The sequence below is a fragment of the Bacillus sp. J33 genome, from assembly GCF_000518885.1.
GTDB lineage: Bacteria > Bacillota > Bacilli > Bacillales > Cytobacillaceae > Cytobacillus.
On the sequence record NZ_JAEL01000020.1, the window covers coordinates 1 to 24,665 of the forward strand.

Genomic DNA, 24,665 nt, shown 5'->3' on the forward strand with positions numbered 1-24,665 from the left:
GAATCCTCCTGCATAGCGACCAAGGGTTTCAATATACATCCCGTCAATACAACAACCTAATTAAAAAATATCAAATGAAAGCGAGCATGTCTAGAAAGGGCAACTGCTGGGACAATGCTTGTATGGAAAACTTCTTTAGTCATTTTAAGACTGAATGTTTTTATCTATATTCATTCAAAACAGCTCAAGAGGTTAAAGACGCCTTAAAAAAATATATGAGATTCTATAATCATGGACGTTTTCAAAAGAAATTAAAGAACCTGAGCCCTTATCAATTCAGGACTCAGGCTGCATAATTGTGCTTTTTTATTACTGTCTACTTTACAGGGGTCACTTCAAAAAGACGCGTCCTTTCTTATTTTTCCGCAAATGATAATCCTTTCTCCGCCATTGCCTTACGGAGTTTGTCCATGGCATTCGGCCCCATACCATGCAGCTTACAAATTTCTGCTTCAGCGGCAGCAGTCAGCTGCTCCAACCGAAAATAACCTGCACCTTCAAGCGCCCGGCGAGCTGGTTTTGCAAGCTTTTCCGGCAGGTCGTTCTCTTTGATTTGATTTTCCTCCATCTGGGTCCTCCTGTTAAATCATTAAAATTTCACGGATCTCTTCTTCCGTCAGGCTCTTTGCTGCTCTGTCATCCGAGTCGATGATTTCTTCAATTAAGTTTTTCTTTTTTTCCTGCAGCTCATTCATTTTTTCTTCAATTGTACCGCGTGCCAAAAGCTTGATGACTTGAACCGTATTTTTTTGGCCCATGCGGTGTGCCCGGTCGGCAGCTTGTTCCTCAACCGCAGGATTCCACCACAAATCATATAAGATGACTGTATCCGCCCCAGTCAGATTGAGTCCTGTACCGCCTGCCTTCAGTGATATCAGGAAAAAGTCCCGTTCTCCTTCATTAAAGCGGCGGCATACCTCAACCCGCTCCTCTGAAGGTGTTTGTCCATCCAGATAGAAAAAGGGCATTCCCTCAAGCGCCATCTCCCTGCCTATCAGGTCAAGCATTTTGGTAAACTGTGAAAAAATAAGCACCCTTCTGCCTGATAGCCTTGATTCTTCTAAAATTCTCTTGAGCTGTTCAAATTTGGCCGAACTGCCTTTATATCCGTCCACAAATAATGCAGGATGGCAGCAAATTTGCCGGAGACGGGTCAAGCCGGCAAGGATTTTGATCCGATTTTTCCGGATCGTATCCTTATTTAAATGCTTCAATGTGTCTTCTCTTAGTTTTGCCAAATAGGCGGCATACAGTTTTTTCTGTTCAGGCAGCAGCTCAGCGGACTCGACCGATTCCATTTTTTCAGGAAGCTCGGAAAGCACATCTTCCTTTAGTCTTCTCAGCAGGAATGGCTTAATTCTTCGGGCAATTGCTTTCCGAGTCAAATTACTGTAGTCCTTCAACCCCTGAAATAACTCAGGAAATACCACATGAAAAATAGACCACAGCTCTTCCGGTGAATTTTCAACCGGTGTGCCAGTCAGTGCAAATCGGTAACCAGCCTTGATCTTCTTAACTGCCTTAGCGGTTTGTGTTACCGGATTCTTAAATGCCTGGGCTTCATCAAAGAATACTGTGTGAAATTCCTGAACCTCATACCATTTAATATCTTTAAGCAATAGCGGATAAGAAGTAATGATAACATCAATGCCTGTTAAATCCTTCTGCAGCTCCGCTCGCTCTTTTTGATTGCCATCGATGACAACAGCTTGTATTTCTGAAGCAAATTTCATCAGTTCGCTTAACCAGTTGTACGTTAACGAGGAAGGACATACAATAAATGCCGGCTGCTTCTTTTCACGGATATCAGAAAGCTCAGACAGAATATACGTAATGCTTTGCAGCGTCTTCCCGAGACCCATATCATCTGCCAGAATACCGCCAAAGCCATAATGCGCCATTGTTTTCATCCATCTAAAGCCATGCCTTTGATAATCCCTGAGAACGGTATCCAGGCTTTCCGGCACTTCGATTTGCAGGCTGTCAGGGTCTTCAAGAGATTCCAAAAACGACCTGAAGGATTCCTCCATGCGGAAAATCTCCTGTTCGTCAATCGTATCGAGCATTCTAAGGCCCTGGACAATCGGCATATTCAATCCGCTTTCAAGATCTTCTGCCTGCACAGGGACTGCGTTTAGAAACCGCTGGATTTCCTCATACTCCCTTGCTTCGAGGGAGAGAAGTGAGCCATTGCGAAGCCTGTAGTATTTCCGTTTTTCCTCAAGAGCAAATAGAATATCCCGGATTTCCTGATCGGCAATACCTGTCATTTCAAACTTGAATTCCAGCCAGTTTGTCCGTTCCTTTTTCATTCTGATCCGGATTTGCGGCTTGGCATTTTCTCTAAAAATACGGTTTCTAACCGATGTCGTTGCATAGATTTGAACAAGTTTTTGAAGCTTCGGAACGACATGGTAAAGAAATTCATACTCCAGCTCTTCATTTTGCAAAAAATAGCCGCCATCCGTTCTGGCAAACGAGCTCTCCTCCATCAGCTGCAGGATTTCCTCTTCCTTTTCAACATCCCTGATAATCCGTGCTCCGCCCCCTGGTTCTCTTCTTTCCAAAGGATTAATCACAATATTTTCATAGTGAAATTCCAGACCTGCAAGGAGGCGATTTTTTACCCGGTCCAGGTAGAGCCTGGCAGCCAGTGGTGTCTTCATAAACTGTTTGGCCATTTCTTCGGAAATTTGTACTTCTCCTAATTTCCTCAAGCCTGGAACGACTTTCTCCAAGAAAAGATCCATCTGCTCTGCTGCGATTGGGATCATATTCTTCCCTGTCGCCTCAATCATTTGCATGAGATCGTACAGCCGCTGGCAATCCTCTTTTTTAAGCGTAACAAATTTGCCGCCGTTTAATACGGCATGATATGAATTCAGGACAAGCAAACGGTCAAGCCCTTTAATTTTTAAATAGCATTTCCTATCCACTTCTGCTAATTCAAATCGCAAAGGCAAACCTTTGTCTGAAAAATGAAGCTTGTCAAAAGCTTTTCCAGCTAACTCAAGCTTTACGTTTTCCGCATGTGCCAGATATGGCTTTAGCCGCTCCCATGATGAAGGAGGAATCAAAAGCATATGCTTGCTTGCAGTATATTTAAACTCGTCCATTAAAGCATTCACGTATACAGACTCGTCATGAATAATCTGGATCAGCTGCTGGATGACAGCATCCGATTCTGATGAAAAGCAATGCAGACCGGGATCATATGTAATAGTTAACGACAGCAAACACCGTTTTCCCTCATTTACCGATTGTAAGAAATTCCGGATATCCAGCACCTGGACAGAATTGATTTTTACTTTAATGGTAAACATATACTGTCCTTGTCCTAAATGCACAGGCTTGCATGTAAATTCCGTGCCAAGCACCTGCCTGTTTTCAAAATGCAGCTGATGGCCGCTTGACCGGACAGGAAAATCGCTGAAAAGCGTCAGCAAGCTATCTGTAAGGGAATTTTCTATTGCAGCAGCATTCTTTTTTTCAGGAGGCGCTGTTCCTTGCCGCTGCTGTTCATATATGGCGAGCAAAACAGCCGCAACATGCTGGCATTCTTTAGCAAAGGAAGCAAGCTTGGGACAGCTGCATGAAGTTTTAAAACTGGTTTCCGAATCCTTTACAATAGTCACGTGAAAATCTTCAGCCCCAGCCACAGCTGCCTCACAGCGATCAGCAGTATACTCAGAAAAACGTACTTTATGATTACGAAAAAAAGCGTCCCCTTTTTTGAAGGAGACTGTTCCGCACAATTCTTTTATGCTTTTATGAGTCAATCTGATATCCATATACGATCTCCTTCCGGGGAATGATATAAAAATTGTACCATAAGGAAGAACAAAAATTCATTACATGAATATACGCAAAAAGAGAGACCGACCGTCTCTCTAAGGTAAGAAGCAAATTTCATTTGCATGCCTCTTTTTCAAGCCTGAAAATCCATTTATAATACTTCAGAATAATGAGTAAAAGAATTGGATCCAAAATGGCAGCATGCCACAATTTCCACCATCCATAACGGAAGTAGCCCCAAGGTTCAGGAAGCAAGGCTACCACTTCATACAAAAGTATAGCAACGACCCAGAAGATTATATAGGATACTCGTTTAATCAGGTCGGAGCTTAAAGGATACCAGTTCAGGTACATCATATTGACTGGCGGCACTATAAATAGATGCGCCGTCAGTCCTCCCCAATTCGGTTCTCTTGTAAAATACCAGTACCCCAAGTATTTAAATTCAATCATGCAGTCAAATGCCAGCTGAGCAGCTATCGTAAATGTCCAAATATGTACAATCTGATTTTTGGTCAGCCGTTTATTTGTTTTAAAAGCAACAACATTAAAAAGAACAATAGCTATAAGCATTCCTATCATATGTATAATCCTTTTTATTTGTTAATGTCCCTTACACAGCTTTTATTATTCATCATTTGGTAAAAATATGGAAATAATTTTCTGGAAGGGGCTATTGTTAAAAGGCGTATTCATTGCTGCAGGATTTCTTACGGACTATACAGACTTCTGAAACTATGGGTACTAAACAAAAAAGGACTGCTTTTTTATGATTCAGCTAAGCAGCCCCTTCTCCTTATGGCTGTTTTTCCAGAGCTAATTTAATGCCGAATCCCATTAATACCACTCCGGAAATACCTTGCAGAACATTATTTACAGCCGGCTTTTTCAGCCAATTTTTAAAAAAGTCGATCAAATAAACATAGAAAAAGAACCAAATGATTGTAATAACACTATAGGTGAATCCCATCGTCAGAAATTGAGCAAAGTGGTTCTCGCCAGGACTTAAAAATTGAGGGAAAAACGTTAAAAAGAACACAGCAACCTTTGGGTTGGAGACACATGTGAAAAATCCCTGCAAAAAATGGGATTTGTTTTTCCGCTTCTTTTCAACCCCTGCAGCTTGGGCATCCTTGGATGTCAGGGATTTCAATGAAACAATCCCTAAATAAATGAGATAAACGGCACCGGCATATTTGATTATTGAAAAAACGTATGCAGATTTTACGATGATAGCTGACAATCCAAACACGACAGCCATAGTATGGACAAGGAGACCTGCCACTGAGCCGGACATTGTCTTTAAACCGCTTTTTTTGCCGCTCTTAATGGTATTCTGAATTAAGATGCCTGTATCAGGTCCTGGCAAAATCACCAGCAGAAACGACATAAACAAGAACAATAGAAAATTTTCCATGCTTCACACCCGCTTGTTTTAAAAATATTAAGATAATTATAGCAGGTTTACATGAAAAAAGAGCAGATTTCCAAAAAAGAAATCTGCTCATTCTATATTACGCATTTACTTTTTCAAGACGCTCTTTAACTTCTGATTCTGTTAGCCCATGCTCCTCGATATAACGGTTTCTTGGGTGTGTTCGGCATTCGTGTGAACAGCTGCGCATATATTTGTGCTCGTTTTCTTCAGAGCATAGAATCTTTTTGTTGCATTCAGGGTTGGCACAGTTTACATAGCGTTCACAAGGCTCGCCTGTGAAATAATCTTTCCCTACGATTACATGTTCCTTCTGATTGACCGGAATACCTATGCGGTCATCGAATACATACAGCTGGCCAACCCATAGCTCACCTTGCACTTCAGGATCTTTTCCATATGTTACTATGCCCCCGTGAAGCTGGGCAACGTCTTTAAAACCTTCTTTTAGAAGCCAGCCGGAGAATTTTTCACAGCGGATTCCGCCAGTGCAATACGTAATAATCTTTTTATCGCCAAGCAGCTCTTTATTTTCACGGACCCATTTTGGCAGGTCACGGAAATTTTTAATATCCGGTCTGATAGCCCCTCTGAAATGTCCAAGATCATACTCATAATCATTGCGTGCATCTAATACGATCGTGTCTTCATCCTGCAGCCTCTTATAGAATTCCTTAGGCTCAAGATATTCACCTGTCAGCTGGTTCGGATTGACATCATCTTCCAAACGCAATGTAACTAGCTCTGGACGTGCGCGCACCTTCATTTTCGGAAAGGCATGGCCATCCGCTTCATCTATTTTGAAAACCATCTCCGCAAAACGCGGATCCTGCTTCATCAGTTCCATATAGCGATCAGTCTGTTCCACAGTTCCGGAAACAGTCCCGTTAATCCCCTCATTCGCTACGAGAATGCGCCCTTTTAGGCCAAGCTCGCTGCAAAACGCTTTATGCTCTTTCGCGAACTCCTCGGGGTCCTCAATCGGAACATACATATAATACAGCAATACTCTGTATGGTTTTTGACTCATTTTTATTTCCACCTATCACTTTATATTTGCAAGATATATCTGTTAATAGGTTTAAACAATATATACTTACCTAGATAAGTATAACAAATGCTGTCAAGTTTCCAAAAATCTATTTTGGGGTTAAAAAAAACGTGTCATTAAATGGACATCGTTTTAGAGAAAGAATCTTTTATCATATGTTGTTTTTACTTATAAATTCTGCCCGTTGATTTCAGCACGGGGCATTTGCTTTCCGCAGGGAGGGATGGGATCCTCCTTGGCTTCGCCTGTGGGGTCTCATAAACAGCATTGGGTAAAGCTTTCTTCCTAAAAGACGTTTATCCTGTCACTTTATGGGTTGTGTTTTAGCAGTCATGACACTGATAAAATCCTGAATAAAGGCATTATAATCAAATGCCATTGCGATTCGATCCAGGGTTTCTTTTGGTTCCTCTTTTGGATTTGCCCGAAAGTCCGCAACTGTTCTTCCTCTTGATAAGCCCAAAGATTCCACTCTCAGCCTGCGTGATAAAAATTGAAAAGAACCAGGGCTTGTTAGTGCAAATAAGGTAATTACATCATGCATTGGGGCAGCATTCAATCCTGGCACCAATTTTTTGTAAGCATCAATATAGTAATCAATAATTGGTTTAATCAGTCCAGAGTAGGGATTATATTGATGCGATGCAATCAAATTGACTATCTGGGGAGTCACCAAAGCATGATTAGTCACGTTTAGCGGGATAACCGTTACATTTCTTCCCTTTTCTAGGACAAGATCACTTGCAATTGGATCACCGTAAAAATTAGCTTCTGCCACAGGGGTTACATTCCCGGGATAGAAAATAGCCCCTCCCATAATGTAAATCCCTTTAACTAAGTTTACCTCTTTTGCGCCTTTCAATATAAAAGAGATAGCCAGGGACGTCGACCTGCCTACATCGACAAGCGTTAATTCATTTTTATACTTGTTGATCAGATCAAAAACGGCACTGTAATCCTGCACGTTTGTCACTAGATTTTCAGGCGGGCGGATTGGACCTAAACCCTCTGGACCATGTATTTCCGGATAATAACCTACAAGCTCCCCTGAGAAAGGACCTTTTGCGCCTCTTATTACTGGGATATCCGGCCTCCCTCCCAATTGCAGCAGATAGGATGCATTATCTGTTGCCTGCCTTTCATCCACATTTCCATATCCCGTTACGACTCCAACCAAATCAATCCTCGGATTTAACAGTGCGTATATAATAGCTACCGCATCATCAATCCCAGGATCGGCAAAAAGCAAGACCTTTTCCATTACAGTCACCTTTTAATAAATAATGCTTTCGTACACGTATTATATTGGCTGTTTGCCTATTGGGTGACAGTCCATTATAAACTAATAGGAGGCGGCAAATCGGAAAGCACAAATTATAGCTCCCATGTAAACCATTTCCCATGGCCTTCCGTTTTTCCAGCCACCCTTTTATGTTCATGGGATTCCAGATAGTAATCCAGATGCAAATCCCGATCCTGAATATTGTTATAAATATGGAAAATGTCTCTGTTCTGGCCTATTCTTTTTATCTCCTGAAGAAGTTTTTCTTTTGTCTTTGCCGGCATCTGATTGGCAACATGGGTATGGAAGACGCAGATGGCATGTCCATCTGGCATATCCTTTATCAGCTCGGGAAGCAGCTGGACTCCATCGCCCTGTATTAAGGTAATGGGATTCTCTTTTACGCATTCTGCCGCTTTTTCAAATAACGCTCTTCTTTCCTGGTGCTCCGGCCAAATAAGTGAATTCAGCCAAAGGTAATCTTCCTTATCATTTAAGTCATTGGTATGAAGGTCTATCCCTAATCTCGATGCTACTGGCGGAATACTTTCAGGAAAAATCGGCTTTCGGCTGCCTTTTATTTCTGAGGATAAATGGACTTTTGACTCTTGATCTCCATATACTTCTCTTGTCCCATATGAATAGCAGTATTTATCCCACAATAGCTGCAGACCCGCACTTGTTCCAATCTCAATCAATGCTAATGGCTTTTTTGACTGTTCATGAATAAAATGAAATACAGGAAATAAATAGGAACAGCGCCTAACTTCATTTGTCTGAACAAGCTTTGTTTTCAAAAGCTCTTTAATCTGCTGCGAATACAGCCGGCAAAATTCCTTAAAATAAAAAAATGATTCCTCCTCTCCTCGCGGATACTCGACTATAGTTGGATAAAATTCCTTAAGGCCATGATCCATCCCCTTTAAAAGCAAATAATGAATTGCACCAAAAAGCAGATTTGGAACCGGCTGGCCTTCTCCAGCCTCTGATGCCAAGTTTAGCAGTTCCTCATCATCAGCAATTCTCAATGACAAAAATTCATATAAATCACTGGAGCCTTGGCACTCTTTTAATGCAAAGGATTTAAATTTATTCGATATAATGCTGTTATCCAACCCTCATCCCTCCAATCAAGGTTTATAGGTTGCTGCATTCCAATGGCTGGAGCCGGTTTTTCGCTTTCCTTTCCATCCCATTTTTTGCAGCTCCTTTGCGATCATCATATTGAAAATACCGTGTCCTACCAGAATTGCTGCATGATGCTCGTTTGCATAAGTAATTAATTTTAATGCAGCATGCTTTGCCCTAATCTGTGCCTCCCGGTATGATTCACAGCCGCTGGAATAACCAAGAAACCACAGGATTCTTAACAATACAGCCCAGCTATTTGGTTTCAATTTCAAGGCCATAAGCCTGTTTGCAGCTGATGGCAATTCTGTTTCCCTAAAAAGCGGGTCTGCTTTTATATTTGCTGCCGGATTTATCTTTCTTGCCGACTCAATGGACCTTTGTAAATCGCTTGTGTACAGAAACGCTGCTGAATTTGCCAGATCAGCTGTTTCAGGGGGACACATTTCATTCATTATGATCCCGTTTCTGTTATACTTTTTAACCCAGTCTTTAAAATCTGAGATAGCCATTCGGCGTTCATCATTGTGCGATGAGCGGCCATGTCTGATAAGCGTAATTTCCATGCAAATCCTCCAAAATTTATATATTTTTTTATTATGGATAATTTAAATAACATGGAGGTGAAAACCATGGCAGAACAAGAATATCCAAACGTTAAGCTCGGCGGAAAAAAGGCCCGTGAAAAAGGAAACGGCGGCGACCAGGTGCAGGGACATGAAAAAGAAAACAAAAACGGCACATTTAACACCAACCCGAAATCGGATTTATAATGGAATGGATGGACACCCTCTTGGCTGGAGGGTGTTTTATCGATAAATATTCGCTGACCACCCGCTTTTTGCAGGAGGTAATGATGATCTCTTATCTATCAATCTCCACATCGCCAACAGGATTGAACCCGCATTTCTGCCAAGCTTTAATGGAGGTAACCCATTTGAAAGTTTAAAATGATTGGCGCAATAAATAAAACGGCCGCTAAAATAACTTGCTGTTTTTCATTTCTTTTTGGAGGATCCCAACGCAGCTCCTATGGCTATTCCAATCCCAAGTCCGAGTGCCAGGTTATCAAAAACTAGCCAAAAAGAAACGCCCAATGCCAGCCCTATGGCCATCCCGCTTCCCATAAAACGTTCAGTCTTTTTTTCCTTATCCAAACTGTTAACCTCCTCACCCGTTTTTCATACCTTTCATACGTTTATAAGAAAAGGAAGTTTCATATTTTTGGTAAAATGTCAGAGGTTAGGTTTTGTTCCACAATGTCTTAACCTTTCATCTTCTGTGCCATCTGCCTTTTAATGGCTCTTATTTGCCCGCGATGGCTAACCTCATCTTCCATAACGTGAAACCAAAACCAATAATTGTTGAAAGAAACGCCTTTGGATAAAAAGGGTATAATCGACCGAAAAAGCTGCTTTGTTGATAAAAGCAGCTTTTTTGATTCAGAAGACTTTATATGCCTTCTATTCAATTGTATCGAGAGCTCTATGAGGCCATCACATTAATTCCTTCTTATTAAGCAACAGGCAAGGCAGATTCTCTGAACAATTTTACTGCTTCTTTAATATCAGCGGCAAAACCGAGTTCTTTAACCGTTTCACCGATTTTTACAATTGCATCTTCAAGCATCTCTTCGGTTGTATTCCCCATATGGCCAATCCGGAATGCTTTCCCTGTAAGATGTGCCAGCGCCCCGGCAACGATTATGCCTTTCTTCGCCAAAGCTGCACGGAATTCAGCGTCATTCATACCTTCTGGATAGAGAATGCAGCTAAGAGTGGCGGCGGCAGCATTTTCATCCGCAAGGGCCTTCATGCCATATACTGCAAGTGCTGCACGAACTGCTTTTCCATATGCAGCATGGCGCTTATAGCGGCTCTCCATCCCTTCCTCCAAAACCAATCTCATTCCTTCATCATAGGCATAAATAAGATTAACAGGCGGAGTGGCAAAGTATTTTTGCGGATCATGCATAATAGGGATCCAATTATAAATATCACAATAATAGGCCGGGACTCTTTCTATTTTTTCACGTGATGCGAGTGCAGTCTGGTTACATGCAACAATCGCTAACCCTGGCGGAACGCCAATGGCTTTCTGAGAACCGGTCAGAACGACATCGATTTTTCCGTCTCCATAAGTCTTGCTCATATCCTCTTCCATCGCGGCAGTCGCACAGACCCCGTCCAAAATAACAAGGGCGCCATGCTTTTTAATTATAGGAACAAGCGCATCCAAATCGGCGGCAACTCCAGTAGACGTATCCGCATGTGTAATCGTCACTGCCTTATAAGATCCGCTTTCCAGCTTATTTTCGACCAATACAGGATCAACCTGCTTCCCCCATTCAGATTGAATGACGTCCGCTTCAATACCGAATGCCTTAGCTAAGTGAATGAAGCGATCCCCGAAAAATCCGTGGCTGATAATTAAAAGCTTCTCCCCTGCAGCAACCGTATTGACAAGAGCCATCTCCATAGCAATCGTTCTGGAGCCGGAGATTACAAATACCTCTCCATCCGTCTTCAGCATTTCCCTGGTCTTCTCAATCGCCCCCTTATAAATGGCTGCAAACCTTGGATCCGTATGTCCCCTGGTCTCCTGCGCCATCGCATCATAAATAGAATCCACAACCGGTGTCGGTCCTGGAATCAGCAGCATCTCTTCATTCCGCATGTTTCATCCCCCGTTTCCCTTAGTAGGTTTATAGCTTTCTAAATGTTTCGACACTTCCAGTAAGAAGTCCTTTTATTCTTTCAGGGCAGATTGTCTGATGACCGGAAGTTGAACAGTGACCATCAAATTACCTATGTTACGGTAAATTAGATTCATTTTTTTAGTAATCAACCAATTTAATGGAATTTTCGTTTTATTCAGTTTTATAATTTAACTCTACTAAACTTACAGGAGGTAATTTAATGAAGAAGAAAATCCTTGCACTATCCCTTTCTGCTGGATTAGCAGCTTCTGGTTTCTCTTTGCCAGTTTTTGCTGCAGGTAATGGCCCGGATGTAAATGGAAATGAAACTGTCCAAACAGCCATGTTAACTACATATGATGAAATGGCTGCCTTCCTTAAAAAAGAAGAGGCAAAGCAAAGCCATTTGGAACTTGAAGTGATTGGTCAATCTGTAAAAGGACGTGACCTATTTCTGGCTAAATACATATCAAACCCTGAAAACCCAACCATTCTTTATTTAACACAACAGCACGGAAATGAAGCAATGACAACGGAAGGCGCTTTAGATTATATCCGCCACCTTGGATCTAACAGTAAAAATGTCCAGGAAATGCTCCAAAATGTAAATATTTTAATTGTCCCGATGCTGAATGTTGACGGAGCCATGGGAGATGTGAACTTCCCACTGGATGACTACATGGCAAGCGGGCGCCATCTTACTCGCTATAATGCAGACAGAATTGATTTAAACAGAGATCATGTAAATTTAGCAGCACCTGAAACACAGGCTCTTCATAAAAATGTCCTGCAAAAGTACAAAATCGATTACATGATTGACCTCCATCACCAGGGCACGCAGGAGGATTACTATGGCAAACTAACAACTGGAGCAGTCCTAACGCCACAAAGCCCGGAAGTCGATCCAGAAGTCCTCTTAAATTCTAAAAAACTCGCAACTGTTCTTTATGAAGGGGTAGATACATCAGGGTGGTCTTTTATTTTAAAATTTGATGAACCTACAACAAACCCTGCTGTAGCATCAAATGCTATGGCACTTCAATATGATATTGCTGTCATGCTATTCGAAATGCGCGGAATGGCAGATCACGCCTATGAGCCTTACGTGCTTGGCCAAAAATCCAATGGCTACTTGATCAAACAGGCCTTTAACGCAATGGATGTAACCGCCAAAGCCATTGCTGACAGATCTATTAACAATGCTGACCCAGCTGTTTATGAAAACCTGCCTGAACAGCATTATAGCTACTAATATTATCGCCTCCCCAGCCGGGAGGTTTTTCATTTAGTATATCTAATGTATAGATTCTATTTTTATACGCTCCAGTATGAGGAAGGTTAAGTGATTTAATGAACCTGCTGGCTGTAATAGGTGAAGCAATCTGAAGAAAATCCCGGAAAGCCTTATTGGTGATTGTACCGCCAATAAGCAGATAAAAATCGATAAGTGCATGAATATGAGCGTCCTGTGCGTTCTGTTTACACTTAGTGCAGTGCCACGTTCTTTTTAATCTTTCAAGGGGCAAATAATTGCAATTGGGGCAGTAAACTCCTTTTAAAATTTCATTTTCCCCGATCTGAAGCCGGTCCATAATGGCGATTTCCTCCTCACTATTTTGCTTTTTGAACAAACGGATCATTTTTTTAAGGAGTTTATCAGAAAGGATATTTTTATCATGACTTTTTTCGATTGAGTCAATTTTGGAAGGGAGAGAATTTTTATGAAGAATTTTGTGATTGAGGCGAACATGTGGAGGCATTGTTTTAATGCCAGTATAGGGATTGCTGATCATAACCATTGAAAGCACAGGCACTTCAGGCATTCCATTTTCAGAAAGCCACTTCTTCAACAGAATTTCATGCCTTTCAATCTGCATCAGCGGACACGGAAAAACAGTCTCTTCCCCATCCTTAATTCGGAAAAGCTGTTTGTAAATCGTGTCAAAATACAAAATGCCACTTATATTCTTAACCTCCAGGATGAGGATAAACTTATTAGAAAGTAAAAGGGTATCAATTTGAAAATGGTGATTCCCACTGGGGAGCCGGTAAATCATCCAGAATAAAGTATTTATTCTGGATAACTTCGAGGGGAAAATCCAATGAAACCTCGCCTTTGAAACCGGCCATCCTTTTACCCAATTCATCTTTTATTTGGGGGATTTTTGAATGGTTTGAGGGCAATCTCCGAAGCAGCGCTTCTAACTTCAGAATCGCAAGAGGAATATGCCGGTCGTTTTGATCATATTTTCACTCCATTTTATTCTTTTTTAATAAATAATTCTGTAATAGAGTTCCAAAATCATTGTTAGGATCGTGAATTTTGCTGCGATATTAAAGAATTTATCTGCGTAAAAAATCCCGAAAAACAGTAGAGTTTCATCACAATATAAGTGTGAAGCACTGTAAAATACTAGGCTTTTACAGACTCCTTTTTTGTTTATCTGCTTTATAAAAGGATTTATCCCTCTTATAAAAAAGTTTATCTATCTTATAAAATAATTTATCTCCCTTATAAAAATTCTTATCCCCTTTAAAAAATCCCCCTAACAAAAATAAGACAGGGCCTACGCCCTGTCCTTAACCATTAATCATGAAAATTTGTCCCATCAGTTGTCGCTTCAATAATCCCAGCCCGGATCACGAAGTCGCCGAAGCGCTCGCCTTCCAATCGCTCTTGGGCGTAGCGCGGCAATATGACGCGCAGCTCGTTGAGAATTTCTTCTTCCCCTATGTTTTCACGGTACATTTTGCTTAATCGGCTGCCGTCAAAGGCTGCGCCAAGAAACATGTTGTACTTGCCTACTGCTTTTCCGATGAATCCGATTTCGCCCAGCGCATGGCGGGCACAGCCGTTCGGGCAGCCGGTCATGCGTATCGTGATTTCTTCGTTCCGCAAACCCGCTTCATCCACAATTTCCTCTATTTTATCGATCAAAACAGGAAGATAGCGCTCTGCTTCCGCCATTGCCAATCCGCATGTCGGAAGCGCAACACATGCCATTGATCCACGGCGAAGTGCGCTGTAGCGGCTGCCGTCTGTTAAGCCATACTGCTCAATCAGCGCTTCAATCTTGGCCTTATCTTTCGTAGCCACATTCCCAATAATCAAATTCTGATTCGCAGTCAGCCTAAATTCACCTTTATGAACCTTCGCAATCTCACGCAAGGCTGTTTTCAGCTTATATCCTGCAAAGTCAGCTACGCGACCGCCTTCAATGAACATTGTAAAATGCCATTTTCCGCGGACACCTTTTACCCAGCCATAGCGGTCTCCGTTAGAATCGAATTGGAACGGACGAGCCTCATCCAAGCTCCACCCCAGGCGATTCTCCAGCTCTTCTTTAACTGTCTCCAAGCCAAGACGGTCAACCGTATATTTAAAGCGGGCATTTTTCCGAACAGAGCGATTGCCATAATCGCGCTGGATCGTAATGACCTTTTCAGCCACATCATAAATCTTGTCTGGCGTAACAAAACCGATTACTTTTGAAAGCTGCGGATATGTTTCCTTGTCACCGTGCGAGAAGCCCATGCCTCCGCCAATCGCCACATTAAAGCCAGCAAGCTTGCCGTTTTCAACAATCGCAATAAAACCGAGATCCTGTGAAAATACATCTATATCATTTGAAGGCGGAACAGCAATTCCGATCTTGAATTTACGTGGTAAATAAAGCGGGCCGTACATTGGCTCCACTTCATCCACTTCAGGGGAACCGGCTACTTTTTCCTCGTCCAGCCAGATTTCATGATATGCCCGGGTACGAGGAAGCAATTCGTCGCTTAGCATTTTTGAAAGCTCATACACTTCCGAATGAATTTCAGACTGATCAGGATTTGAAATACACATCACATTACGGTTTACATCCCCACATGCAGCAATGGTATCAAGCATTGTGTCATGTATGGCCTGGATCGTCTTTTTCATATTCCACTTTAAAATCCCATGCATTTGGAAGGTTTGCCGTGTTGTCAGCTTTAATGTGCCGTTTCCATATTTCTCGGCCAAATCATCGACAACTAGCCATTGTTCAGGCGTTGCTACTCCTCCTGGCAATCTTAACCGCAGCATAAACTGGTAGGCAGGCTCAAGCTTCTGCCTTTGGCGTTCATTCCGCAGATCGCGGTCGTCCTGCAAATAACTGCCGTGATGCTTCATTAACCGGTTATCATCGTCCGGAATTCCGGCACTGATCCTGTCCTGCATCACTTCCGCCAGTGTACCGCGCAAATAATTGCTTCGTTCCTTAATTCCTTCAACATCACTCGGAGGGCCATCGGGCGCTTTTAATTTCGGGTTCACCATGCTGAAAAACTCCTTTCGATCCAAATCAATATACATCACGCTGGTAGCGTTTATTTTTCTGCATGTCAGCAAGATAGGCAGAAGCCTGTTCACGGCTCATGCCGCCTTCTTTTTCAATAATATCTATGAGCGTGTTATGGACATCATGTGCCATGTTTTTCTCATCGCCGCAGATGTATACAGCAGCTCCTTCCTGCAGCCACTCAAATAGTTCCTGGCTGTTTTCCAGCATACGGTGCTGCACATAAACTTTTTCCTCGCCATCGCGGGAGAATGCCACATCCATCTTTGTTAGTACGCCATCCTTAAGCCACTGCTGCCATTCTGTCTGATAAAGGAAGTCTGTTACAAAATGCTGGTCACCAAAGAACATCCAGGACTTTCCTTCTGCTCCGGTTTCCTCACGTTCCTGCATAAATGCGCGGAACGGTGCAACCCCGGTTCCTGGCCCGACCATTATAATTGGCGTTTCAGGATTCTCCGGCAATTTAAAGTTTTCATTATGCTGTACAAATACCGGCAATGTGTCCCCAGGCTGAAGACGCTCCGCACATAGAATCGAGCAAACGCCCTTGCGCTCACGGCCATGTGCATCATAACGGACCGCTCCGATTGTTAAATGGACTTCTTCAGGATTTGCCTCATAGCTGCTTGAAATCGAATAAAGACGAGCAGGCATTTTCCGTAAAATAGAAACAAAATCCTGTGCCGAACCATTCCAAGGTTTAAAATCGCGAATCAGATCAAGCAGATCCCGTCCATCCATATATACTTTTAATTGCTCGCTTTCTGAAACAAGCGATTGCAATTCTTCGTTACCAGAAAGCTTTGCTGCTTTTTCCACTATCGGTTTGGTAAGTACCGTAATCTCAAGACGGGAACGGAGGGCATCTTTCAAAGTCATTACTTCATCCTTGACCTTCACCGCTTCCTCAGGATCCCAGTTCATTTCAGCCAACAGCAAATCTACCAGTTCAGGATCATTTTCCGGGTAAACACCTAAACTATCACCAGGCTGATACGTCAATCCCGATCCTTCGAGAGACAATTCAAGATGACGTGTTTCCTTATTGGAACCGCGCCCGTTCAGATTAATATTTTCTAGCACTTCGGCCCTAAACGGATTGGACCTGGAATATACTGTTTCCGCCGGAGCTTGTGCGGATGGTGCAATTCCAGAAGCTGAAGCCGCAGTACCCTGCCCTTCATTCAATCCGGCAAACACAGCTTCCACCCATTCTGCAGCAGGCTCTTCAAAATCAAGATCGCAGTCTACACGCGAAGTGATGCGTGTTCCGCCAAGCTCCTCAAGCCGCTTATCGAAATCCTTCCCAGTCTGGCAAAAGAATTCATATGAACTGTCGCCTAGCGCCAAAACAGAGAATCGCAATTCCTCAAGCTTTGGCGCTCTTCTACCATGAACAAACTCATGGAAAGTCAATGCATTATCAGGCGGGTCTCCCTCACCATGTGTACTTACAACAATCAAAAGGTTTTTTAGCTTTTTTAAATTATTGGGCTTAAAATCACTCATTGAAGATACGGTGACTTGAAAGCCACGTTCCTCTAATGTTTTTCCAGCCTTTTTGGCAAGGCTTTGGGCATTCCCTGTCTGTGAACCGAATAGAATGGTCACCTCTTTAGAGATAGCCTGGCCGGAAGCTGCTGCAGGCACTTCCTCCACTGCCACTGCCGGTGCAGCCTGTAATGATGATGACTGCAGTGCTGCAAGATAACCGCTCAGCCAGAGAGTTTGGCTTTCTGTCAATGTTGGCAGCAAGCGGTTAAGGAGCTCTGCCTGCTCCTGATTAAACGGACTGTTCATTACCTGAAGTTGCAACGTTATCCACCTCACAAACCAGCTAAAGATCGCTGGCCTTATCGTATTTCTTTAAATTTCCTCTTTTCCTATAAAAAAAGTCGGTTTTAACCTTAAAAAATATATATCTATAACTTTACCGAATGATTTAAAATTAGTAAAATAAATATTAATTATCATAACTATTAACATTACTAATTATAAAGTGGTGATCCTTTGTATTATGATGCTTTAAAAACATTTGTCACTCTGGCAGAAGTGAAAAATTTTACGAAGACAGCCGAGCTCCTTCTCATGTCGCAGCCAAGCGTCAGCCTTCACATTAAAAATCTTGAGAAGGAATTCCAGACCAAGCTATTCCACCGCTCTCCCAAATATTTAAAAATAACGCCAAGCGGTGAAATATTATATGACCGGGCCAAGCAGATGATTACGATCTATGAACAGACCCGGCAGGATATTTTAGAACGGCAGAACACCATCAAAGGCGAGCTGAAAATAGCTGCCAGCTTTACAATCGGCGAGTATATATTGCCTCCCTTGCTGCTTGAACTGCAAAAGGAGTATCCTGAATTAAACCTTCAGGTTACAATCGCCAACACTGAGGAGGTTATTCAATCCACTCGTTCACATCATGCAGATATTGGATTAATTGAAGGCCAGACAAATGAGAAGGAACTTGCTGTTACTCCTTTTATGCAGGATGAGTTGTTTATTGTTTCTTCTACCCGCCACGAGCTGGTCTATAAGGATGAGGTAACCATTTCGGACCTTCAAAACCAGGCATGGATCATTAGAGAAACAGGTTCAGGCACCCGGGAATACTTTAACCATTTTATCCGATCAAATGGGCTGAAAGTAAAATCTCTCCTTACGATCAGCAGCAATCAGGGAATAAAAGAAACGCTAATCAATGGAATGGGCATCAGCATCCTTTCAGGCAGTGTCGTAGAAAGGGACGTTAAACAAAAAAACCTATCAATCATCCGGATTAAAAACCAGGAATTTAAACGGACACTTTCATATGTGGTTTCCCCTATCATGGAAGAAAAAAAGAATGTCAGCATCTTCGTTGACGCGCTTCGTAAAAAATGGCCAGACAAAACTCAGGCAAAATAGTACCCTGCTTTGTACATCCGGCACAGACTGCACAAACCTTCACTCTAAAGAGAAAAGAACGCAATGGGAATCCTTTCTATGTTGAATCCAATGACAAGTGGTTTTTTGACAATATTGAAATCAAAATAAAATATGATGATGCAATGAGTGAAATTTATACTATATATAAAGAAATCTACTGAAACTTGTTTGCTCGTTTATATGTGATTAAAAAAATTTGGACAAACATTTTTTCACACTTGTCCCCTCTTTTTCATACTATATAGTGATGAAATGTATAAAATCTGCCCATTTTATTCAAAATAAGGAAAAAATGGCTGAGGTGAAAAAGATGGGATTATTGAATGCCTTTAATGAATGGCGTGAGATGAGATATCAAAATCATGTCAACCGCATGAAGGAAGAAAATAAGTGTCCGGACTGCTACGGAAGAGGCTTTTCTCTTTATCCTGGGAATGAGTTCGCTTATCATGCAAACCAGTTTGACTGCCCAGGATGCAATGGAACCGGACTGTATTCAGAATGGAGCAGTCTTTCTTAAAAAAATCTAAGACGTCAAAACTTACTTTTATCGAAGTTCAATTATAAAAAAGCATGATCCTCCCCGCTAAACGGAAGAATCATGCTTTTATTCTATCCCAACGTTTTTTGAGCTTTAAATTCCGCTTTAATCTGTTGTAAAAGATCCTTGTTGGTTAATATTTCATATCCTGTCAGCGCCATTGTTTTTGCACCCAGGATCATGGCTTCTCTCCCTTGCTCACTCATTGCCGCTTCGCGAAATTCATGTGTATGGCAGGCGTATGCCTCATTGCAAATTTTTATATACGGATGAATCGAAGGCGCTGCATGGCTGACATTCCCCATGTCAAGGGAACCGGAGCCATCTTTTTGTTCCATTATTTCTTCCTCTTTCACTCCTAAAGAAATTAATTCTCTATTAAAAGCTTCCGATAAAGGCTTGTTGGTAACCATGTTATCGTATGAAAGCTCATAGAATGACCATTTCATCTCTGCGCCAGTTTGCAAAGCAGCACCTTCTGCACATTTTTTAACCTTTTCTACGAGTTCATTTACATATCCACGTTTTGCAGCTCGTACGTAAAATTGCGCCACAGCATAATCAGGAATCACATTGGCTGCTTTTCCGCCCTCTTTGATGATTCCATGGATTCTGGCATCTGGGGTGATATGCTGGCGCAAAGCATTAATGCTGCTGAAGGTCTGCAAAACAGCATCCAATGCATTGATGCCGAGATGCGGGCTTGCAGCAGCGTGTGCTGATTTTCCAAAAAACTCAAACTGGATGGCATCCATTGCGAGTGATGAGCCGCTTTTTACATAATTATCCAACGGATGAACCATAATGGCAGCATCAAGTGCATCAAATACACCTGCTTCAGCCATAGTCACTTTTCCACCCTTCGTTTCTTCTGCCGGCGTACCAAATACAATCACTTTCCCGCCTGTTTCATTGATTACTTTGCTTAATCCAATTCCTGCAGCAATTCCCATTGTGCCAATCAAATTATGGCCGCAGGCATGTCCGACTTCAGGCAGCGCATCGTATTCTGACATATAGCCAACAACAGGCCCCTCTTTCCCGCTGTCAAAGGTCGCCGTAAATGCTGTTGGCAAACCGCATGTTCCCACTTCTACCGAAAAGCCATGCTTTTTCAGTTCTTCTGTCAATAGCTCGCATGCTTTAAACTCTTCGTGCCCAAGTTCCGGGTTTTCACCAATATATTGGCTAATGCTATAAAAATCAGGTTTTAAACTGTCAATTTGATCGATGATAATTTTTTTCCCCATTAAGGCAATCTCCCATTCTATCTAATATACATACTATTAAATTATACAATTTTCTTACTAACTCTTTCCAATTGATTAATGCCATCATTTCAAAAGAAGGAACATTTTCATAGATGTAAAAAAAAAACAGTTCGTCACCGTATAAACCAGAATATAAAAGACATATTAGTAAAGGAATTTACTCAAATGCAACTATAAATAGAGGTGTTTTATCCATGCCAATCGCAGATTTAGGCGGAGCTACCCTGAATTATACAGTTAAAGGAAGCGGTACTCCGATTGTTTTCATCCACCCGCCTGTATTGACTTCGATGAATTTCAAATATCAATTAGAAGAACTTTCAAAAAATTTTCAGGTTATTACGTTTGATATTCGCGGCCACGGAAAAAGTCCTTATTCCCCTGAACCTGTAACCTATCCGCTGATTGTTAAAGATATTATTCGTCTTTTGGACTATTTAAATATTAACAAAGCCTTTATATGCGGATATTCTACAGGAGGCTCTATTGTTTTAGAATACATCCTGACATTTGCTGAAAGAGCTTTCGGAGGAATCGCGATTGGTGCAATGCCAGATGTAAATGATGATTATTTGAGAAAGAAGATTTCTTTAGGAATTAAACTTTCAAGCAAGGGTGCCATAAACCTTTTAGCCTGGTCGATTTCCTGGAAGAATTCCAATAATATGAAGCTGTTCAAACAAATGTTTACAGAAGCAAAAAAAGGCGATTACCGAAATATTGAGCAGTATTATCAATACAGTTTAAAATACAATTGCGTCAATCAGCTTTCAAAGATCCGCCTGCCGATTTTGCTGGTATATGGTCAAAAGGATAAGCCCTTCCATTCCTATGCCCGGCAATTGCATGAAAAATTGCCTCAAAACGAATTACATATTATCGAAAATGTTGACCACAGGATCCCGACAAAGGCTGCAAAAGAGCTGAACCAGTTAATTAGCAAATTTATAAATGCAATTTGACAGCTGCCAGTACCAGTTAATCAATCTGGTATTGGCAGCTGTCAGTAAAAAACTATTTTGTAATCGTCTCCGTAGCCCGTTCAATGATCACCTCATCTTCCCAGCCCTTGCACACATCCACCCAGCCTTTTGCATTCGAATATTCCTCAATCTCGGCAGGTGTTAGTTCAATAGCCGAGTTGCTGCTGCCGCATGCCGGAAAAAGTGTGTCAAACCTTTTCATAGATTGATCCAGGAAAACATCAAGGTCATTAGCCAGTCCGAATGGGCATACTCCACCCACAGCGTGGCCGGTTTGTTCCAGGACCTCATCTGCAGAAAGCATGCGTGCCTTAAAACCAAAAGTATTCCGGAATTTCTTATTGTCTATTTTGGCATCCCCTGCTGCAACAACTAGAATAGCTTCATCCCCATCCCCTCTAAAGGAAAGAGTCTTGGCTATTTGTGCCGGAATAACACCGATCGTTTCAGCAGCCTGTTCTACTGTAGCACTTAAAGACTCAAACTCCATCACATCTTTTTCCCGGCCCCATTTCTTAAAATGGCCCTTCACCCTTTCAATCGACATTCACACTCACCCTTCCCCTATGTACCATGACTCTTTATTGCGGAACCTGGTATTCCTATTCTATATCCCGCATTAACGGGCAGTATGATTGCTTCTCACTCCTTAGAGAGTCTCAAAAGATGCCCGTATAAGCCCGAGTATCAAAACTCAGACTAACTGCGGCAGCGCCTGAGTGACCCGCTTGTTGCGGGCCTCAACTAACCAACGGAGATGAAAAAACCCTCACTATTGGAAGTTCACTTTATTTTAACATACTATCCTTAACTGTCACGGAAGATACCCTTTTTTATCAGAATATTCATATTTGCTCTTGCTGCATTAGTCCACTAAGATAGATATATAATTGAAACTTGAAATATACTTGCTTTAAAGAAGGATTGTTTATGAAACCTATTCGATACAAGTTTATTGGCGGAAGGATTGCCAAAACGGGATTGGCTGTTTTTATAACAGCTTTTATCTGTCATATGCTCGATTGGCCTGCTATGTTTGCGGTCATAACAGCAATTGTTACAATCGAACCAACCGTTGCAGATTCGATTCGAAAAGCTTACGTCAGGTTTCCTGCAGCAGCCATTGGAGCCGGATTTGCAGTGCTATTTACTTTTTTGTTTGGTGATAGTCCATATACCTATGCCTCAGTATCACTGGCTACGATCATTGCCTGCCATAAACTGAAGCTTCATGATGGAATGCTGGTCGCCACCTTGACAGGTGTAGCAATGATTTCAACGGTTCATGACCATTATTTATCCTCTTTTTTTATCAGAATGGGGACAACCAGTACCGGTATCATTGTATCAACTGCCGTCAACTTTTTTGTTATGCCTCCAAATTACTCAAAATCGATTATGCGAAGCATTCATTCCCTATACCGGAGATCCGGAGAGATTTTACACAAACGAGGATTGGAGATCTTTAATCTCCAGACTCCAGATCATGATATCCGCGCCGAATTTCAAAAGCTTATAAAAGATATTGATAAAACGGAGACATTATGCAATTATCAGAAAGCTGAATATCGATTTCACCGGTTCAGCCGTGATGATATGCGTGACTTTCATTATGAATATAAAAAGCTTACGATTTTAAGGCAAATAACCTATCATGTGGGCAACTTAATTTTTCTGCCGCCGGGCCAAATGGAGCTTGATGAAAGCAAGATGAATTTTGCTTCCTCTGTTCTTGATGATTTGAAGGACAGTTTATATGATCCTGGCTTTCTGATTACCGAAAGCCATCATCAAAAAATAAGCAAAGTTACACAATGGTTTATCGATCAAAAACAGCAGAACCCTGCAGGCGGCTTAAAACCGCGCATACACCATCACGTCCAGCCTGAAACAGCCATTTTATATGAAATTTTGTCTATCCATGATTTAATAGAGGAACTGAATCATATCCAATCTATGGAAATCAAGCACCGGAGGCTTCTAAAAAGTCCGGACGTGACAGGCTCCTATAATGGCATAAAAACGAATGATCAGGAATTGCGCGAATAAAAGCGAAGTGAAACGGGATTATCTTTTCCTACTAGCACCACCAAAAAATAAAGACCGCGGATTCTTTTCCGTGGTCTTTTCTGCATATTACATGGAAACTCTTATCTTATCTGCTAAATATCCCTCAATAATTCTTTTTAGAACTTTCTGATCCATTTCGAGCATAGGCTTACCTGCAGCTGAAAGCATTTTTGCCGTATTGTCTGCCGGAAAATCAATCGTCCGCTGAAAATAGCTGTGAAAAATGCTCATTGAATCATGAAAGTCCTTCTCCTCATTTGTCATATCCCCGATAGAAGAAGGCGGATGCATCTCCAATTGCGGAAAATCCAAGACCTCTTTAACAATCGACAAAACCTCTGATTGCAGCGGGGGGTTAGGATTAGTGATATTGAATATATCGCCATTTCTCCCATGAACCAAAGCTGTCTCCAGTACGTCTATGACAAAATCAACCGGCACAAAGTTCTGGGCCACACCTGGTTCCAGGAAAATTCTATAGTTTTGGTAATTCTTTTTCCGTTCTGAGCGTTTTTTCAAAATCTTAATTCCTTTTAAAAATCCATACAAGCCAAAATTGGTATCGGCCTCACCAGTCTTTGAATCACCGATTATAATAGCCGGACGGAGAATGACTGCCTCCAGCTTATTTCTATATCTGTAAACCAGATGCTCTGCCTCACATTTTGAAGCTTCATAAGGATTTACAAAACTTCTTTCTGCAGAATAAAGCACTTCTGCCCCTGCAGTTTCCTTTCCAACCGTATAGGCAGTGCTAATATATAATACTTTGGGACAGCCAATTTCCAAGGCGAGCTCCAAAACATTCTCTGTTCCCTCAACATTTACTTTATAGGTCTTATCCCGATCCTTTTCATCAAATGACAGCAATGCGGCACCATGATAGATGGCATCAATCTTTCCCGTCAATGATTCCACAAGCTCTTTATTTAAACCGAGGTGATCTCCCGTTACATCTCCTTCTAATATATGAATCTGCCTTGAGTAAACCTCTCCCTCTTTATCCATGAAAGACTTCAACCTGGTTCTATTTCTAACTAATAAATACAGCTCATGCCCCTGCTCCAATAGCTTTATCGAAAGCTTCTTTCCTAAAAATCCATTTGCTCCAGTAATAAGTATATTCAAAGAAGAATCGCAACCTTT

Annotated in this window: 23 protein-coding genes; 7 read left to right on the forward strand and 16 right to left on the reverse strand. The window is 41.7% G+C overall.

Features of this window, described 5'->3' with window-relative positions:
- On the forward strand, positions 1 to 296 hold a 296-nt coding region (locus tag L634_RS0108275; protein ID WP_026582051.1), incomplete at its 5' end, for an IS3 family transposase.
- A gap of 59 nt (positions 297 to 355) precedes the next feature.
- On the opposite strand, the gene L634_RS0108280 is transcribed toward L634_RS0108275, so the two are convergent.
- From L634_RS0108280 to L634_RS0108315, 8 genes are all read right to left on the reverse strand, one after another.
- Complete coding sequence (locus L634_RS0108280) at positions 356 to 568, reverse strand: DNA-binding protein (protein ID WP_026582052.1); 213 nt, start codon at positions 566 to 568, stop codon at positions 356 to 358.
- Positions 569 to 581: 13 nt separating this feature from the next.
- A complete protein-coding gene (locus L634_RS0108285; RefSeq protein ID WP_026582053.1) occupies positions 582 to 3,791 on the reverse strand; it encodes a DEAD/DEAH box helicase in 3,210 nt (1,069 codons plus the stop codon).
- A gap of 118 nt (positions 3,792 to 3,909) precedes the next feature.
- On the reverse strand, positions 3,910 to 4,377 hold the full coding sequence (locus L634_RS0108290; RefSeq protein WP_026582054.1) for a hypothetical protein: 468 nt from the start codon (positions 4,375 to 4,377) through the stop codon (positions 3,910 to 3,912).
- A gap of 214 nt (positions 4,378 to 4,591) precedes the next feature.
- Complete coding sequence (locus L634_RS0108295) at positions 4,592 to 5,212, reverse strand: LysE family translocator (RefSeq protein WP_026582055.1); 621 nt, start codon at positions 5,210 to 5,212, stop codon at positions 4,592 to 4,594.
- A 97-nt stretch (positions 5,213 to 5,309) separates the two neighbouring features.
- The gene (gene trhO, locus L634_RS0108300) at positions 5,310 to 6,260 is read right to left on the reverse strand and encodes an oxygen-dependent tRNA uridine(34) hydroxylase TrhO (protein WP_026582056.1); all 951 of its coding nucleotides are present in this window, start codon (positions 6,258 to 6,260) and stop codon (positions 5,310 to 5,312) included.
- Between the two features lie 325 nt (positions 6,261 to 6,585).
- Positions 6,586 to 7,542, reverse strand: a complete 957-nt coding sequence (locus L634_RS0108305) for a nucleoside hydrolase (protein ID WP_026582057.1) — start codon at positions 7,540 to 7,542, stop codon at positions 6,586 to 6,588.
- 113 nt (positions 7,543 to 7,655) lie between these two features.
- Positions 7,656 to 8,678 carry a DUF2332 domain-containing protein gene (locus tag L634_RS0108310; protein ID WP_026582058.1) on the reverse strand — a complete coding sequence of 341 codons (1,023 nt, stop codon included), beginning with the start codon at positions 8,676 to 8,678 and terminating at the stop codon, positions 7,656 to 7,658.
- 15 nt (positions 8,679 to 8,693) lie between these two features.
- Complete coding sequence (locus L634_RS0108315; RefSeq protein WP_026582059.1) at positions 8,694 to 9,257, reverse strand: histidine phosphatase family protein; 564 nt, start codon at positions 9,255 to 9,257, stop codon at positions 8,694 to 8,696.
- A gap of 66 nt (positions 9,258 to 9,323) precedes the next feature.
- Between L634_RS0108315 and L634_RS33795 the strand changes: the two genes are divergently transcribed.
- Complete coding sequence (locus tag L634_RS33795; RefSeq protein ID WP_198029726.1) at positions 9,324 to 9,464, forward strand: hypothetical protein; 141 nt, start codon at positions 9,324 to 9,326, stop codon at positions 9,462 to 9,464.
- Positions 9,465 to 9,689: 225 nt separating this feature from the next.
- Here the strand turns inward: L634_RS33795 and L634_RS33335 are convergent, their stop codons facing one another.
- Entirely contained in the window at positions 9,690 to 9,848 is a 159-nt protein-coding gene (locus L634_RS33335) for a hypothetical protein (RefSeq protein ID WP_157452375.1), read from the reverse strand.
- A 358-nt stretch (positions 9,849 to 10,206) separates the two neighbouring features.
- A complete protein-coding gene (locus L634_RS0108330; protein ID WP_026582060.1) occupies positions 10,207 to 11,367 on the reverse strand; it encodes a pyridoxal-phosphate-dependent aminotransferase family protein in 1,161 nt (386 codons plus the stop codon).
- Between the two features lie 242 nt (positions 11,368 to 11,609).
- On the opposite strand from L634_RS0108330, the gene L634_RS0108335 reads away from it, so the two are divergent.
- Positions 11,610 to 12,641 (forward strand): M14 family zinc carboxypeptidase, encoded by a 1,032-nt coding sequence (locus tag L634_RS0108335; RefSeq protein ID WP_026582061.1) that lies wholly within the window; start codon positions 11,610 to 11,612, stop codon positions 12,639 to 12,641.
- Here the strand turns inward: L634_RS0108335 and L634_RS30810 are convergent.
- From L634_RS30810 to L634_RS0108350, 3 genes are all read right to left on the reverse strand, one after another.
- Positions 12,583 to 13,536, reverse strand: coding sequence for a nuclease-related domain-containing protein (locus L634_RS30810; RefSeq protein ID WP_332249039.1), 954 nt, complete (start codon positions 13,534 to 13,536; stop codon positions 12,583 to 12,585). The genes L634_RS0108335 and L634_RS30810 overlap by 59 nt on opposite strands.
- Before the next feature lie 440 nt (positions 13,537 to 13,976).
- The gene (gene cysI, locus L634_RS0108345) at positions 13,977 to 15,695 is read right to left on the reverse strand and encodes an assimilatory sulfite reductase (NADPH) hemoprotein subunit (protein ID WP_026582062.1); all 1,719 of its coding nucleotides are present in this window, start codon (positions 15,693 to 15,695) and stop codon (positions 13,977 to 13,979) included.
- A 25-nt stretch (positions 15,696 to 15,720) separates the two neighbouring features.
- Positions 15,721 to 17,535 carry an assimilatory sulfite reductase (NADPH) flavoprotein subunit gene (locus tag L634_RS0108350; protein WP_026582063.1) on the reverse strand — a complete coding sequence of 605 codons (1,815 nt, stop codon included), beginning with the start codon at positions 17,533 to 17,535 and terminating at the stop codon, positions 15,721 to 15,723.
- A gap of 195 nt (positions 17,536 to 17,730) precedes the next feature.
- Between L634_RS0108350 and L634_RS0108355 the strand changes: the two genes are divergently transcribed.
- Both L634_RS0108355 and L634_RS0108360 read left to right on the forward strand, forming a co-directional pair.
- Positions 17,731 to 18,633 (forward strand): LysR family transcriptional regulator, encoded by a 903-nt coding sequence (locus tag L634_RS0108355; RefSeq protein WP_026582064.1) that lies wholly within the window; start codon positions 17,731 to 17,733, stop codon positions 18,631 to 18,633.
- A gap of 331 nt (positions 18,634 to 18,964) precedes the next feature.
- A complete protein-coding gene (locus L634_RS0108360) occupies positions 18,965 to 19,174 on the forward strand; it encodes a methionine aminopeptidase (protein WP_026582065.1) in 210 nt (69 codons plus the stop codon).
- A gap of 92 nt (positions 19,175 to 19,266) precedes the next feature.
- Here the strand turns inward: L634_RS0108360 and L634_RS0108365 are convergent, their stop codons facing one another.
- Entirely contained in the window at positions 19,267 to 20,445 is a 1,179-nt protein-coding gene (locus L634_RS0108365) for a M20 family metallopeptidase (protein WP_026582066.1), read from the reverse strand.
- Positions 20,446 to 20,660: 215 nt separating this feature from the next.
- On the opposite strand from L634_RS0108365, the gene L634_RS0108370 reads away from it, so the two are divergent.
- The gene (locus tag L634_RS0108370) at positions 20,661 to 21,428 is read left to right on the forward strand and encodes an alpha/beta fold hydrolase (RefSeq protein ID WP_026582067.1); all 768 of its coding nucleotides are present in this window, start codon (positions 20,661 to 20,663) and stop codon (positions 21,426 to 21,428) included.
- A gap of 52 nt (positions 21,429 to 21,480) precedes the next feature.
- Here L634_RS0108370 and L634_RS0108375 read toward each other — a convergent pair whose 3' ends face one another.
- Complete coding sequence (locus L634_RS0108375) at positions 21,481 to 21,996, reverse strand: YbaK/EbsC family protein (protein WP_026582068.1); 516 nt, start codon at positions 21,994 to 21,996, stop codon at positions 21,481 to 21,483.
- A 383-nt stretch (positions 21,997 to 22,379) separates the two neighbouring features.
- Here L634_RS0108375 and L634_RS30815 point away from each other — a divergent pair, with 383 nt between their 5' ends.
- Positions 22,380 to 23,498, forward strand: a complete 1,119-nt coding sequence (locus L634_RS30815; RefSeq protein ID WP_034262286.1) for an aromatic acid exporter family protein — start codon at positions 22,380 to 22,382, stop codon at positions 23,496 to 23,498.
- Between the two features lie 87 nt (positions 23,499 to 23,585).
- Here L634_RS30815 and L634_RS0108385 read toward each other — a convergent pair whose 3' ends face one another.
- Entirely contained in the window at positions 23,586 to 24,647 is a 1,062-nt protein-coding gene (locus L634_RS0108385; protein WP_026582069.1) for an SDR family NAD(P)-dependent oxidoreductase, read from the reverse strand.
- Between the last annotated feature and the right edge of the window lie 18 nt (positions 24,648 to 24,665).